The sequence below is a fragment of the Desulfuromonadaceae bacterium genome, assembly GCA_019429445.1.
In the GTDB taxonomy this organism is placed as follows: Bacteria; Desulfobacterota; Desulfuromonadia; order Desulfuromonadales; family JAHYIW01; genus JAHYIW01.
This window is the reverse complement of the sequence record JAHYIW010000026.1, coordinates 25,985-39,516: the sequence shown is the minus strand read 5'-3', so window position 1 is coordinate 39,516 and position 13,532 is coordinate 25,985. Positions and strand designations below refer to the sequence as shown.

18 protein-coding genes and 1 riboswitch are annotated in these 13,532 nt (G+C 56.4%); of the genes, 6 read left to right on the top strand and 12 right to left on the bottom strand.

The features are described 5' to 3' along the window. Positions 1-186 precede the first annotated feature (186 nt). From K0A93_11070 to K0A93_11055, 4 genes are all read right to left on the bottom strand, one after another. Entirely contained in the window at positions 187-474 is a 288-nt protein-coding gene (locus tag K0A93_11070; protein ID MBW6512631.1) for a type II toxin-antitoxin system RelE/ParE family toxin, read from the bottom strand. Beyond that, positions 471-734 (bottom strand): ribbon-helix-helix protein, CopG family, encoded by a 264-nt coding sequence (locus tag K0A93_11065; protein ID MBW6512630.1) that lies wholly within the window; start codon positions 732-734, stop codon positions 471-473. Before K0A93_11065 ends, K0A93_11070 begins: the two co-directional genes overlap by 4 nt. Positions 735-975: 241 nt before the next feature. Continuing rightward, positions 976-1,392, bottom strand: a complete 417-nt coding sequence (locus K0A93_11060) for a type II toxin-antitoxin system VapC family toxin (GenBank protein MBW6512629.1) — start codon at positions 1,390-1,392, stop codon at positions 976-978. A gap of 3 nt (positions 1,393-1,395) precedes the next feature. Beyond that, on the bottom strand, positions 1,396-1,623 hold the full coding sequence (locus tag K0A93_11055; protein ID MBW6512628.1) for a type II toxin-antitoxin system prevent-host-death family antitoxin: 228 nt from the start codon (positions 1,621-1,623) through the stop codon (positions 1,396-1,398). A 286-nt stretch (positions 1,624-1,909) separates the two neighbouring features. Here K0A93_11055 and K0A93_11050 point away from each other — a divergent pair, with 286 nt between their 5' ends. Then, complete coding sequence (locus tag K0A93_11050; protein ID MBW6512627.1) at positions 1,910-2,329, top strand: hypothetical protein; 420 nt, start codon at positions 1,910-1,912, stop codon at positions 2,327-2,329. A gap of 99 nt (positions 2,330-2,428) precedes the next feature. Here the strand turns inward: K0A93_11050 and K0A93_11045 are convergent, their stop codons facing one another. The 7 genes from K0A93_11045 to thiF all read right to left on the bottom strand — a co-directional run bounded on the left by K0A93_11045 (position 2,429) and on the right by thiF (position 6,847). Next, entirely contained in the window at positions 2,429-2,932 is a 504-nt protein-coding gene (locus K0A93_11045; protein MBW6512626.1) for a shikimate kinase, read from the bottom strand. Further along, entirely contained in the window at positions 2,922-3,170 is a 249-nt protein-coding gene (locus K0A93_11040; protein MBW6512625.1) for a DUF3820 family protein, read from the bottom strand. Before K0A93_11040 ends, K0A93_11045 begins: the two co-directional genes overlap by 11 nt. Further along, complete coding sequence (thiE, locus tag K0A93_11035; GenBank protein ID MBW6512624.1) at positions 3,154-3,810, bottom strand: thiamine phosphate synthase; 657 nt, start codon at positions 3,808-3,810, stop codon at positions 3,154-3,156. The genes K0A93_11040 and thiE overlap by 17 nt, the downstream gene beginning before the upstream one ends. A gap of 3 nt (positions 3,811-3,813) precedes the next feature. Next, on the bottom strand, positions 3,814-4,941 hold the full coding sequence (thiH, locus tag K0A93_11030) for a 2-iminoacetate synthase ThiH (GenBank protein ID MBW6512623.1): 1,128 nt from the start codon (positions 4,939-4,941) through the stop codon (positions 3,814-3,816). Positions 4,942-5,019: 78 nt separating this feature from the next. Continuing rightward, a complete protein-coding gene (locus K0A93_11025; GenBank protein MBW6512622.1) occupies positions 5,020-5,790 on the bottom strand; it encodes a thiazole synthase in 771 nt (256 codons plus the stop codon). Between the two features lie 35 nt (positions 5,791-5,825). Continuing rightward, positions 5,826-6,026, bottom strand: coding sequence for a sulfur carrier protein ThiS (gene thiS / locus K0A93_11020; GenBank protein ID MBW6512621.1), 201 nt, complete (start codon positions 6,024-6,026; stop codon positions 5,826-5,828). Beyond that, positions 6,023-6,847, bottom strand: coding sequence for a sulfur carrier protein ThiS adenylyltransferase ThiF (thiF, locus tag K0A93_11015; GenBank protein MBW6512620.1), 825 nt, complete (start codon positions 6,845-6,847; stop codon positions 6,023-6,025). Before thiF ends, thiS begins: the two co-directional genes overlap by 4 nt. A 224-nt stretch (positions 6,848-7,071) precedes the next feature. Next, positions 7,072-7,175, bottom strand: a riboswitch (TPP riboswitch). A 177-nt stretch (positions 7,176-7,352) separates the two neighbouring features. Here thiF and K0A93_11010 point away from each other — a divergent pair. Then, positions 7,353-7,703: a hypothetical protein gene (locus tag K0A93_11010; GenBank protein ID MBW6512619.1), complete on the top strand. Its 351-nt coding sequence runs from the start codon at positions 7,353-7,355 to the stop codon at positions 7,701-7,703. A gap of 3 nt (positions 7,704-7,706) precedes the next feature. On the opposite strand, the gene glpK is transcribed toward K0A93_11010, so the two are convergent. Beyond that, positions 7,707-9,185: a glycerol kinase GlpK gene (gene glpK / locus K0A93_11005; protein ID MBW6512618.1), complete on the bottom strand. Its 1,479-nt coding sequence runs from the start codon at positions 9,183-9,185 to the stop codon at positions 7,707-7,709. Positions 9,186-9,371: 186 nt separating this feature from the next. Here glpK and K0A93_11000 point away from each other — a divergent pair, with 186 nt between their 5' ends. The 4 genes from K0A93_11000 (at position 9,372) to K0A93_10985 (ending at position 13,529) form a co-directional block, all read left to right on the top strand. Next, the gene (locus K0A93_11000) at positions 9,372-10,253 is read left to right on the top strand and encodes an ATP-binding protein (protein ID MBW6512617.1); all 882 of its coding nucleotides are present in this window, start codon (positions 9,372-9,374) and stop codon (positions 10,251-10,253) included. 25 nt (positions 10,254-10,278) lie between these two features. Continuing rightward, positions 10,279-10,770, top strand: a complete 492-nt coding sequence (locus K0A93_10995; GenBank protein ID MBW6512616.1) for a hypothetical protein — start codon at positions 10,279-10,281, stop codon at positions 10,768-10,770. A gap of 4 nt (positions 10,771-10,774) precedes the next feature. Further along, the gene (locus K0A93_10990; protein ID MBW6512615.1) at positions 10,775-11,731 is read left to right on the top strand and encodes a permease; all 957 of its coding nucleotides are present in this window, start codon (positions 10,775-10,777) and stop codon (positions 11,729-11,731) included. 298 nt (positions 11,732-12,029) lie between these two features. Further along, positions 12,030-13,529 carry a CRTAC1 family protein gene (locus tag K0A93_10985; GenBank protein ID MBW6512614.1) on the top strand — a complete coding sequence of 500 codons (1,500 nt, stop codon included), beginning with the start codon at positions 12,030-12,032 and terminating at the stop codon, positions 13,527-13,529. Positions 13,530-13,532 lie beyond the last annotated feature (3 nt).

Sequence of the window (13,532 nt, the reverse complement as noted above, 5' to 3'; positions counted from 1 at the left end):
ATCCTCCCGTTCCGTTGAATAAAGCGCTATTCAATAACAGGGGACAATGGAATTACAAGACTGGTATCTTATGGCTTTAATCTTTAACTTCCGGGAAGTTGTCCTTTGATTCCAGTCATATATAACGTTGTTGCTTTATTGCTTTTGTACCTATCTTTGGTGAGAAAAGTGACCGAAACCACTATTTTAATGATTGTGTTGCGGCCATTGGCGTGCAGTGTGCAAAACCCTGAGGATTTCAATAGTATTGTCGCGAACCCGGTAGGGGATGATATAGGGGGAGCCGGGAATGACGAGCTCCCGAGTTTCGTATAACCGCCCCGGACGCCCCATTGCAGGGTGGGCAGGAAGGGCGTTGATCGCATCCCGGAGGCGCCGGGAGATCTCTTGCGCCGCCTGCTGGTTGTCCCGACCGATGTAATCGCGGAGTTCCACCAGATCATCAACGGCGGCATCGAGCCAGCGGATTTTCATCGGGGCCGTTCCGTTTCCTTGTCGCTCCCCCAGGTGTTGAGCCATGAGTCGATCCGGTCATGCTCGACAAACACTGCCTCCGCTGCATCTGCCTGTCGGATAGCCGTTTCGATAGCCTGAACCTGCCATTCATTGGCACACAGGAATTCTTCAATAGCTTTTTTGACCAGGTGGCTCCGGGTTCGATCCGTGGCACTGGCAAGGCGATCGAGCCGCTGCCTGGTTGCGTCATCAATGCGGATATTGACCAATCTGCTCATGACGGCCCCTTTCTGATATGTGTGTGATTGTTGATGGCGTCGCAAAAAGTCCGCCCTGCTGCGTTACGCTCGTTTTTCAGAACCTCGACCTACCTGAGGTAGGTCTTCGCCCCTGAAAAACCACCAGTCCTTGTAGGACGAAATTTTTGCTTAGCCATCCCCTGAGCTTGTGCGAGAGCATCATTGTTGCTATTGTAGTGCGATGTAATACAGCGGTCAATAATGATTATCGTCGGGGTTATCAGCAGCGGGGGGAGTGCAGTTCTCTGTTTGACACTCGGGGACTCCCGATTAGGCGACACCCATAACGACTGAATTTTTCATCATCGGTCATGATGGCTATGCGTTTCTGAGTCGCTTGCGCAATCAACATGCGGTCAAATGGATCGCGATGATGAAAAGGCATTTCGTTGAGCAACAAGGCATCCTGCGCGGTGAAATCGAGTAAATCAAAGCCACTTTTGTCGGCAATATCGAGGGGGTTGAACTGCACGTCAAGTTTGCCGATTGACGACTTGATCATGATTTCTGCAACCGAAACTGCGCTAAGGTAAACCTGATTCGCTTGTGATTCAAGTTCGGCCCGCCATTTTGCGGGCAATCGCTCTGGTGCGGAAATTGCCCACAGAAAGATATGAGTATCGAGAAGGATTTTCATCGCTCAATCCCCGTAAAACATGTCATCAATGTCGTTATCTGCGTCGCTGAAATGCTCGGGAATGTCTATTTTACCGGCCAGCAGACCAAGGGTGCGCTTGCCTTTGGGTTTATGCACCACCAGATCGACCAGTGGGAGATTGTTTTTGGCGATGATAACCTCTTCACCGTGATAAGCCATATCGATCAGCTTTGACAGGTTGGCTTTTGCTTCGGAAATGTTGACAATCATAACGACCTCCATGGATAAAACAGGTCAACTCTACCAAGATTGGTCCAGTTGGTCAATAATGTTGTCACAAGAAAATTGCTTGAATAAAAGGAATTCGCGCAGATATGAAGGTACCTTGGCTGCGTGTAACGCGGAGCTTGAATGTAAAATATTTCCCTGCTAAAAATTCCAAAAAATGTTATAGTGTTGATTCATAAAACAAAAATCGTCTTATCTCGTCCCCCTGCCTGGATTCCCCCACTCTCGCGGCGAAATGTAGACAGAGCCCTCACGCGGAGAAAAATTGATGAGTGAAACAAAGTCAGCCGGTGATATTATCGATGCACGCTGTACCAAATGTAAAGACATTACCAATCACACCATTGTCGCTCTGGTTGAAGCAAAAGTTGAACGCGTCAAATGCAACGTGTGTAGCGGAGAACATAAATATCGTGGTGTGCCGCGGCAAAAAAGCACCGGCACGACGGTCAAGGGTACGACCTCGCGGCGTAAAGACCCGGTGGCGGATGAACGTGACGAATGGGAAACACTGCAAGTTAAAATTGAGAACGCCGATTCACAGCCTTACGCGATGGACGGTGTTTTCAGAAGAAAAGATGTGATCAGACATAAAATTTTTGGTCTGGGTCAGGTGGTCGCGATTGCCGGGCCGAAAAAGATTGAGGTTCTGTTTCAGGATGGGAAGAAACTGCTGCGCTGCGGTTAATGATTCTTTTCAGCTCATGTTGCATAAAAAAGGCGTCCGTTGCGGACGCCTTTTTTAGTGTGCTTTTTTAAAAGAAAACAGTCAACGGCGAGAAGATCCTCACTGCTGCGCGTAAGCTGTGGCGATCTTTGCAACGATCGCTTCCTGATTGAGTCCGGCGCAGTCAATGGTCAGCTGCGCATAGCGTCGATACAGAATCTGTCGTTCTGCGTACAGCTCGCGAAAGCTCTGTGTTGCCGAGCGGGCAATGCCGCGCGTATCAAAGTTATGAATGCGCCGCACAATTTCATCAAAATCGACCTGGAGAAAGATGATCGTTGACGCAGTGGCCAGATGGGTCATGGCGGTTGCGCTGTAGACCGCGCTCCCGCCGGTGGCGATGACATGATCGATAACATTCAGGCGGAGGATTTCTTCCTCTTCAGCGCGGCGCAGGGCACCATATCCTGCGCTGTCGAGAATCGCCTGCAACGAGCGACCGCAATTTTGCTGGATGAGGATGTCGGTATCGACAAAGCCTTTCGCCAGCGTTTTGGCGAGAATAATGCCGACGGTGCTTTTTCCCGCGCCGGGCATGCCGATCAGGGCGAGATTACTTTTCATGAGCGTCGCCCTGCACAACAACGGGGGGATCGCGCAGCGGATCGAAGAGGTATTCCAGACCGTTGAGCTTGATCTCGTAGACGGTACGCAGCATAGCGCCGAGTTCGCCGGCCGGAAATCCTTGTTGCGCGAACCAGACCACGTACGTTTCCGGCAGATCGATGAGGCGCATTCCGGCGTGTTTACCGAAGGGCATACGCATGGCGATCAATTTTTCCAGCTCAGCAAACGGGGACATCGTGCCCCCTGTGCAGCGCCGCAATAAATTGGCGGGAGCTGACGACCGGGTTGTCGGCATGAAGGATGGCACCGATGCAGGCAACGTGGTGGCAACCGGCATGACGCAGCGCGTCGAGCCGTTCTGAAGTGACTCCACCAAGGGCAAAGATCGGCAGCGCATGCCTGGCGCATACCATGCGTAGCGGGTCGAGACCGAGCGGTTGACCGTAAGGGAGTTTTGAGGGGGTCGGGTAGACCGGGCCGAAGGTGACGAAATCAGCCCCCTGGCTTGCGGCGCGGTCGACTTCTTCCGGCGTGTGGGTCGAAACGCCGATCAGCTTGCCTGGGCCGAGGTGGCGACGCGCTTCAGTCACCGTCATTGACTGCCCGCCGAGATGGACCCCGTCCGCTGCAACGGTCCGCGCCAGATCGACTTTGTCGTTGATAATCAGCCGGGCATTAAAGGCGCTGGTCATCAGGCGCAGCTCGATGGCGACGGGCAACAACTCTTCCGCCGACAGATCTTTTTCCCGCAGTTGCACGCAGCGCACTCCGCCGAGCAGCGCCTGCTCAAGCTGGCCGAGCAGATCCTTTCCTTCCGGCAAGTGAAGGCGATCACTGATCACATAGAGATTAAAATCGACAGCAGGGCGCGACATGGCTCAACGTCCGGCACTTTTGTCCAGAAACGCGCCATCCCAGTCTTTCCAGATCGGGTCGTAACCGTGGCGGCGCAACATGGCGGAAATTTCTGCCGGGGTGCGGTCATCATCGATGGCGAACTGCTCGGTGCTGGCCTCTTTGTCGCTGTAGCCGCCGGGAGCGGTACACGAACCGGCACTCATCTGGGTGATGCCGAGGGGGAGCAGGTTGTCGCGCAGAGCGGCGCTCTCACGGGTCGACATGACCAGCCCGGAATCGTGCATCAGCAGGCGCATGGAACAGATCAGCTGGACCAGATTTTTGTCGGAGACCGGATTGGGCGGGGTATAACTCCCCTCCGCCGGGCGCATACGTGGGAAAGAGATGCTGATCAGGCTGCGCCAGTAATGTTTGGCCAGATAACCGGCATGCAGGCCGGTGAAGAACGCTTCGGTGCGAAAGTTGCCGAGACCTTGTAGAAAACCGATGCCGATCCGCCGTAGCCCCGCCGCACCGCCGCGCTCAGGGGTCAGCAGCCGAAAGTCGTAATCACGCTTTTTGCCAAAGGGGTGCAGTTCGGCGTAGAGTTCACGGTCGTAGGTTTCCTGATAGATTGTCAGCCCGTCAACTCCGGTGGCGACCATCTGCTGGTATCCGGCGATCTCCATCGGGTAGACTTCGATGGAGATTGAACTGAAGAGGTTCTTGATACGTTGTGCGGCTGCGGCAATGTAGTCATTGTCCACCGACTGGGGGGCCTCGCCGGTGACCAGCAGGATGTGACGAAAGCCCTGCTCATGCAGCACGCGGGCCTCACGCTCGATCTCGTCGAACGTCAGGGTGCGACGTGAGACTTTGTTGGTGGCGTTGAATCCGCAGTAGAGACAACCGTTGGTGCATTTATTCGACAGGTAGATCGGGGCGTAGAGCAAGATCGTTTTGCCAAAGCGCTGGCGGGTGATCTGATGGGCCTTTGCGGCCAATGGTTCAAGATAGGCTTCCGCCGCCGGGGCGAGGAGAGCCTTGAAATCTTCCAGTGAGAGCTTGTCGACCGCGAGCGCGTGTTCAACATCGGCCGCACGTTTGGCCTCAATCTCGGCCAGGAGCTGTTGTGGATCGTACTGATTGATAACGTCAAGAAAACTCATAGATTCTATCTTACCGCGACGGGCAGGGTTTGGCCGATCTTTACCCTGTGCCCTTCGTGGTCTCCGTGGTGAAATTAATTAGTCATGCAGAAAACCGGTCAAAGGGCTGGAGGCTTCCGCCCGGTCACGTTGCTCGCCGATCCCCGCCAGGAACGCTTCGCGTCCGGCTTCGACCCCTTTTTTAAAGGCGACGCCCATGGCGCCGGGATCACGGGCGACAGCGAAGGCGGTGTTGACGAGTACCGCGGCAGCACCCATCTCCATCGCTTCGGCGGCGTGGGAAGGGGCACCGAGCCCGGCATCAACGACCACCGGGACAATCGCCTGTTCAATGATAATGGCGATCTGCTCGCGGGTGCGCACCCCCTTGTTGGTGCCGATCGGCGCACCGAGGGGCATCACGGTGACGGTGCCGACTTCCTGCAGACGTTTGGCTAAAACCGGATCGGCGTTGATATAGGGGAGGACGTTAAAGCCTTCCTTGACGAGAATTTCGGCGGCCTTGAGGGTTTCAATCGGGTCGGGGAGCAGGTAGTAGGGGTCGGGCGTGACTTCGAGTTTGATCCATGGTTCGCACCCTGCCGCCCGCGCCAGTCGCGCCAGCCGCACCGCTTCGTCGGCATCGCGCGCGCCGCTGGTGTTCGGCAGCAGCAGATAGCGGTTGCGGTCGATGTGGGTGAGCATGTCGTCAGCAGGGTTGTCGATATCGACCCGGCGCAGCGCGACGGTGACGATCTCGGTTCCCGCCCCTTCCAGCGCCGCAACCATTGCCGCGTGCGAAGAAAATTTTCCGGTGCCGACCATCAGTCGTGAGCTGAATTCGCGTCCGGCGATCACCAATTTATCCATCTTGGGCCCTTTCAAGTAAATCCCTTTCAGCGGGGTTATCCACCACCGACAAAATGGATGATTTCCAGGCTGTCGCCATCGCCGAGCAAGGTGGTCGCGAAGGCATTGGCGCAGATGACTTCACGGTTCAGTTCAACCGCCACGCGGGTGCTGTCGAGGGTGTGCTCGGCCAGCAGGTCGACAATGCTCAGCGGGTTGCTAACAAGAATTTCTTTGCCGTTGAGGGTTATTTTCATATCTCATCCATGTTGTCGCCAACCGGGTCTGTGCCAAGCAGCAGGCGCAGCACGGCATTGGCCTGATGGTGTGCGGCGACGCCGACACGCGGTGCCATCAGACCGCAACCGGCGGCGGCGGCGGTCGTTTGGTCACCAACCAGATAAAAGTTTTCCCCGACGCGGCGCGTGGCAATTGTATTTGCCGTGCCGAAACCGGCCAGTCCCGACGCGGCGACGAGCGGGCGTTCCGGGTGCGCTTTGCGCCAGTTTTCGACCAGCATGGCTTTCTGGTCAGGGGCATCGAAGGCTTCGACCAGCACATCGGCCATGGCAAAGACCTGGGGCAGATTTTTATGGTCGAGTCGTCCGTAAAAAGCGGCAACTTTGACAAAGGGATTGATGCGTTGCAGGTTGGCGCGCAGGGCGTCGACTTTTGGCAGCCCCAGCTGGTCGATAAAATACTGCTGACGATTGAGGTTCGATGGCTCGACGACGTCAAAGTCAGCAATGATCAGCCGCCCGATGCCGCAGCGTGCCAGGGCGATGGCAATAGCTGAACCGAGCCCCCCCGCTCCGGCGATGCCAACGGTTGCCGATTTGATCCGCTGATGGACGCCGGGGGTGTGACGCGCGGTCAGCAACGCTTCCATTTCGGCGGCGCCTGGTACTGCGCCGCGCTTGATCAGCACCACCTGGTCACCTTCGCGCAAGGGTTGATCGGCACGCACCGGAAAGCCGTTGACAATCAGCACATCGGCGTCCGGTTGATGGGCGTCACGCAGCGCGAAGAGGGTGGTTGCGGTGGTTGCGATCAGTTGTTCGTTGAGGCGGATTTTCATCGACTATCCATTGTTGATGGCGTCGCAAAAAGTCCGCCCTACCGCGTTACGCTGATTTTTCAGGACCTCGACCTACCTGATGTAGGCCTTCGCCCCTGAAAAACCACCAGGCCTTGTAGGACGAAATTTTTGCTTAGCCATCCCATGAGTTTTTGCGAGTGCATCATCGTTTGAAACAAAAAACGGCCGCGCAGGGCGGCCGATACATGGCGGATAACAAGCTTCCGGTATCGTCAGCCGCTTTCCTACGCCGGTATAATCCGGATCAGGTTCAAAGGGTCGTCCCGCACGCGAGACTCTCAGTATTGCTACTCCCCTAGGGCTTGTACTGTGCGCAAGCTAGCATGATTTTTACGACGAAGTCAATCGCAATTCGGGTGGCATCTGCCTTTGTTCAAGGATGTTGCCCGCGTGTTGTCCGCGTTGCATTTCTGCTGTCAATCCGCTAAGATGTCTCGACTTCACACCGTGGGGGTGAAACAGTCTGGATAAAATGGGGAACCCGATGAGTATATCTACACGCTATCGCCAACTGTCCGCTGAAATTTTTAATCTGCAAGCGAATTTTGAAGGGCAGGCCGACGTCTTGCGCCCAGTGGTCAAGGCTGCGCTTACGATCGATGATTTGCTGGAGCAGGTCGGCGAAATTCCGCAGGTGCGACTCGAAGCGAAACTGACCCCGGTGTTGCTCAAGGCCCATGGTTATCTTGATCAGGCCCGCCTGATACTAGAAGCCGCTGAAGACGCCGTGGCAGACGACGCTGAGGTTGATGAGAGCAATGACTTCGTCAGTACCAGTTCTGACCTTGTCTGGGCGGTTCAACAACAGATTTATCGTCTGCTTAACGATCTGTAACGTTTACACCTTTTCCAAAACCCGCCGCCATTGTTGCCGTAGATTGTTTCTGAGCTCTGTTGTCATTGTCGGCAAGAAATCGCGGTCCTGGCGCCATTTGGCGATAATCTCCTCTTGGCCCTGCCAGAAATCTACCGCCAGTCCTGCCAGCAGTGCCGCACCGAGGGCTGTGGTTTCAAGCATTGCCGGGCGCACCACCGGCAGCTTGAGCAGATCGGACTGGAGCTGCATCAGCAGGTTGTTGGCGGCGGCACCGCCGTCAACCTTGAGCTGGCGCAGCGGATACCCCCGATCCTCGTCCATGGCCGCGACCAGATCGACGATTTGCAGGGCGATCCCCTCCAGCGTGGCTCGCGCCAGATGGGCGCTGGTCGTGCCCCGGGTCAGGCCATGAATGACGCCGCGCGCGGCGCTGTTCCAGTGCGGCGCGCCGAGCCCGGTCAGGGCCGGAACAAAGACGACGCCGCCGTTGTCCGGAACGCTTGCCGCAAGCGTTTCAACCTCCGCCGACGAGTCGATAATACCGAGGCCGTCACGCAGCCATTGCACCGCTGCTCCAGCGATAAAGGCGCTGCCCTCCAAGGCGTAGGTGGTGATGTTGTTCAGTTCCCAGGCGACGGTGGTCAACAGACCGTGTCTGCTGACGACGATTTCCTGCCCGGTATTTTCCAGTAAAAAAGCTCCGGTGCCGTAGGTGCATTTGGCCTCACCCGGGGTGAAGCAGGCCTGGCCAAAGAGCGCGGCTTGCTGATCACCTGCCATCCCCGCGACCGGAATCCCGTCCGGCAGCCAATCCAGCCCCTGTGTCATGCCGTAAATTTCGGAATTAGAACGGATTTCCGGTAGCAGGCGGCGCGGGATGTCGAGGTGGTGGAGCAGCGTGTCATCCCAACACCGTTCACTCAGTTCCATCAGCAGGGTGCGCGAGGCGTTCGAGACATCGGTGACATGATTTTGTCCGCCGGTCAGGCGCCAGACCAGAAAACTGTCGATGGTGCCGAAGGCCAGTTCGCCACCTTCGGCGGCAGCACGCAGCCCTGGGTGCTGCCGCAACAGCCAGGTCAGCTTGGTCCCGGAAAAATAGGGATCGAGGAGTAGCCCGGTCCTGGCGCGGAACTCTGCTTCCAGTCCACGTTCCTTGAGTTCGGCGCAGATTGATGCGCTGCGCCGACACTGCCAGACGATGGCGTTATGCACGGCTCTGCCGTTACGGCGTTCCCAGAGGAGGGTTGTTTCGCGTTGATTGGTAATGCCGATGGCGGCAATCGCGGACGGGTCGATGGCTCCGCTGGCCAGGGTGCGTCGCGTCGCGTCGGCAACCGAGGCCCAGATTTCATCCGGATTATGTTCGACCCAGCCCGGTTGCGGAAAGTGCTGGGGGAAGTCAACGGTCGCCCGGCTCCGGACAACCATCGCGTGATCAAGCAGCAGGGCGGTGCTGCCGGTGGTTCCCTGATCAATTGCCAGAATGAATTTTTCCATGGGAAATTGAACCTCCAGTTGATGCCGTTTTCAGAGTACAGACATTATGCCGAAACCGTCAAGCCTGGTGGCATGAATGTTGCTCAATTTTTTGTGCCGGTTGGTTTGTTGTTACGCGCGGTGCGAATTTATGGGTGGTTGCTGTTGTCGCGCACCTGACTTCTTCTTTATGGACGGATATCAAATATGCATCGAAAGCTCCAGAATATATTTTACGAAGTTCGCGACCCGGCTCTTACCTGGGACGCTATCGGCGGTTACGCCGATGTCAAGGAGACCCTTAAAGAGATGGTCTGTCTGCCGCTGCAAAAGCCGGAGATGCTCAAGCAACACAATCTCGGTATCCCCGCCGGAGTGATGATGTGGGGACCGCTTGGTACCGGCATCACCATGCTGGCCGAAGCCTGTGCCGCCGAAGCCGGAGTTCCGTTTGTTTACATCTCCGGGCAGGAGATGCTCGGCAAAGGGGCGGAGCTGGTCGAGGCGTTTGACTGCGCGATCCATGAAGCGCCCTGTATCCTCTTTATCTCCGACTGCGAGTGGCTGGCACCGCGTGCCGGATGCAATTATGAGTGGAGTCCCGGTAATCTGCGGGCGGTGCCGCCGACCTTTGCTGACAAGGCGCTGACCAGGCTTTTTATTGAGCAGGTCGATCGGATCAATCAGGTCGAGGGGGTGATGCTGGTCGGTTCGTGTTACCGTATCGATACCGTTGATCAGGCACTGATCAAGGAGAAAAAACGTTATAACCGGAAGGTTTTTGTCCATCCTCCAAGCGCCGAAGATCGCCTCGGGATGCTCAATATCTATATGGATAAAATGCCGAATCTGGCCGCCGGAATCGACCGGAAACAACTGGCCGAGAAGGCGGAAGGCTATGTCGGCTGGGATATTGAGAGCCTCTGCAAGCGGGCAACGGTCAATGCGATCAAAAGCGATTCTGCCGTCGTTACCGCAGCGCACTTTGACCGGGCGTTGCGTGAGGTGCGACAGTTTCTGACCCCTGACATGACGGCGAAATATTACGCAATTCGGGAAACGGATTGCCCTCATCACTATGAGTTTTAAACGCCCTGAAAGGTGCCCGATACCTTTGCCGCCGCCCGACGTTTTTATCGCGATTCGCAATGAGCACGGCCACTACTGCCCGATGAGTACCTGCGGTGGACGAATGGGGTGGGCCGCCCGCAAAAGGCTTGAAGCGGCGGGGATCAGTGGCCGGTTGATGGCGCTGGTTTATACGCGAAGCTGTGCGCTGGCCGGCATTGTCCAGACGACCGGTTGTGACGAAGCGACCGGAACGTTGCGCCTGCTGCCGGGCGGCCAGCAGCGTCTCGATTTACGCACTGAGAGCGGTGCGGGGATCAGCGTGCAGTTGACCGCCGCAGCCTTGCGGCGCAGCGGAGCATACCGGCAGGCGCGCGCCATACTGGAGTCGCAACGTGCGGCGTTGTCGGCCACCGAGTTACAGCAACGCGAAGCGGCGCTGGCGGTACAGCTCGACATTCTGCTCGATGAACTGCGCACCTGTCCTGACGAAGAACTGATGAGGGTGACAGAATTGACCGCTGCGGTGAAAGGATAACCGCTTGCCGACGAGTCTTTGGGAACAGTTTTTTGGCGTCATCTGGCTGGAAATCAGCCGGATGTGGTGGTTTTTTCTGCTGTCGATCCTGCTGGTGGGCTTGATCAAGGGGTACAAGCTGGACCTGCGGATTCGCAAAGTGGTCAATCGCGCGGGAATTTTTGCGGTTTTTATCGCAGTTGCGGTCGGCATGGTGTCGCCCCTCTGCGCTTGCGGTATCCTGCCGGTAGTGATTTCTCTGGCGATGATGGGAACGCCGTTGCCGCCGCTGCTGGCGATCCTGGTGACTTCGCCGATTATGGGGCCGGATGCATTTGTCCTGACCTGGCGCGGGCTGGGACTGGACTGGGCACTGCTCAAACTTGGTGGTGCCGCGGCGCTGGGGATCAGTGCCGGGCTGGTGACACACTGGCTGGTCAAGCAAGGCTTTCTGGCGGGAGATCTGCTGCGGTTGAAACCGGTTTACAATGAGGATGGTACCCTCGCCCCGGCGGCGGATATCGGTGCGGCGTCCGGCATTCATGTCAAGCGGATGCAGGTTGTGCCGCGCTCCAGTCGCTGCCGCTTTATCTTTGACCGGACGTTGGATGCGGGGCTGTTTGTTGGTAAATATCTGCTGCTGGCGATCATTCTCGAAGCGGCGCTGGTGACGTTCGTACCGGTTGACTGGATAACCGTGCTGATCGGACGCAACAATCTCTTCTCGGTGCTGCTGGCAAGTTTTATCGGACTGCCGCTGCCAACTAACCAGATTACGATTATTCCGATTCTGGCGGGCTTGCTGGACATGGGGATTGATCGGGGGGCGGCCTACACCTTACTGATGGCCGGCCCGGTGTCGAGTATCCCGGCAATCATTGCCTTAAGCGGCATGTTTCGGCTGCGGGTGGTGATGACCTTTGTGGTGAGCGGGGTGAGCGGGGCGGTTCTGCTCGGGTGGGGATTGCAGCTCTGGAGTTGATGAGCATCTGCCTGCGTTTCCGTTTCCCGGTGACGATTTTTTGTCATTATTCGACGGCCTGTTTTTTGCAGTAAACTACAGGGCAGGTGTATCAGGCTGACCGTCGGTTGGTGAGTACAGATGCTGGCTGTCGGCGCTGGTAAATGCGCTGTCCACGGCGTGTTGCAAGCTTTTTGAGTGGTGTTGACATCGTCGCCTGTTCTGCTAAAGTTTGGCTGATGTGTCAGCTTGAATAGTCATTTATCTTTGGCGAGTATAAGTTGTTTCGCGAAGTTAATCGGTGAAAAGGAGAGGTCCTATGCGTAGAAAGATTTTGCAATCGATGGCGATTATGGCGGCTTTGCTGCTCAGCGCCGGCGGAGCTTTGGCGGGCGAATTCAGCGATGTGTCGGTGGCGGCAGGTGTTGCCGACGACGGTCTGGGCAAGGGCGTCGCTTTTGCTGATATCAACAACGACGGCCTGGTCGATCTGTATGTCTCAAACAAGGGGGGGGCAAACAAGCTCTTCCTGAATAAAGGCAATGGCCGTTTTGAGGATATTACGGCCAAGGCTGGCGCGGGGATTGATCATCCCGGGTTCACCATGGGCAGCGTCTTTGGCGACTATAACAACGATGGTTTTATCGATCTTTACCTGGCGACCGGCGGTCGTTACGAAATCGAGGCGAACCGTCTGTTTAGAAATAACGGTGACGGCACCTTCACTGACGTGACAGCGCAGGCGGGGGTTGGTGCGAAGGTGTTTACTTATGCGGCATCCTTTGCTGATTATGACAATGATGGTGATCTCGATATCTATTGTGCTAACTACGGTGTTGGCGCGAAAAATATTCTTTACCGCAATAACGGCGACGGGACCTTTACCGACGTGAGCGATCTCGCCGGAGTCGGCGACCCGTCGTGGAGCTGGATGGGGGTTTGGGCAGACGTGAACAACGACAATTTTGTCGACCTCTACGTGGTCAACGGACGCTATCCGGTCGGTGAGCCGAACAAGCTGTATCTCAATAATGGCAACGGTACCTTCACGGATGTCAGTCAGCAGGCCGGTGTGGCAGATCCCAACTGGGGTCTTGGCGCGGCGTTTGCCGATATCGACAACAACGGCACCCTCGATCTTTTTGTGTCGAACTATGTCGGTTCCAATAAACTTTATCTGAACGACGGCAAGGGCAAGTTTACCGAAGCGACCGGGAAGATTGCCGGTAAGCACGAGGGCTGGGGGAAAGGCCCTACCTTTGGCGATGTTGACCACGACGGCGATCTGGATCTTTACGAAGGGGACTGCAAGCTGGCCAACCAGCTCTATATCAACGATGGCACAGGCAACTTCACCAACGTGGCTGACCAGCAGCCGCAGTTGCAGTGCGAAACCGTACGTACCAAGGGCACGGCATTTGCCGATGTTGACAACGATGGCGACCTCGACCTTTATGTGGTCAACTGGGGGGCCGAGAACAAGCTTTATATCAACAATCAGAATGATAACAACTGGTTGAAGATTAAACTGAGCGGCACCACCTCCAACCGCGACGCCTACGGCAGCAAGGTCAGTGTCTATGAGGCGGGGCAGAGCAAGCTGACCGCAATGCGTGAACTGCGTTCCGCCAGCGGCTTCTGTGCCCAGTCACCGCAGCAATTGCACTTCGGCCTCAATGCGGCCAAGACCTACGACGTTGTTGCCGTTTTCCCGAGTGGCATCGAAGCGCGGGTTGAAAATGTCAAGACCGGTCAGTTGCTGGAAATCATTGAGCCTGCCCTGAGCAAGCCGAACATGCTTTCGCAGGCCATCAAGTAACCA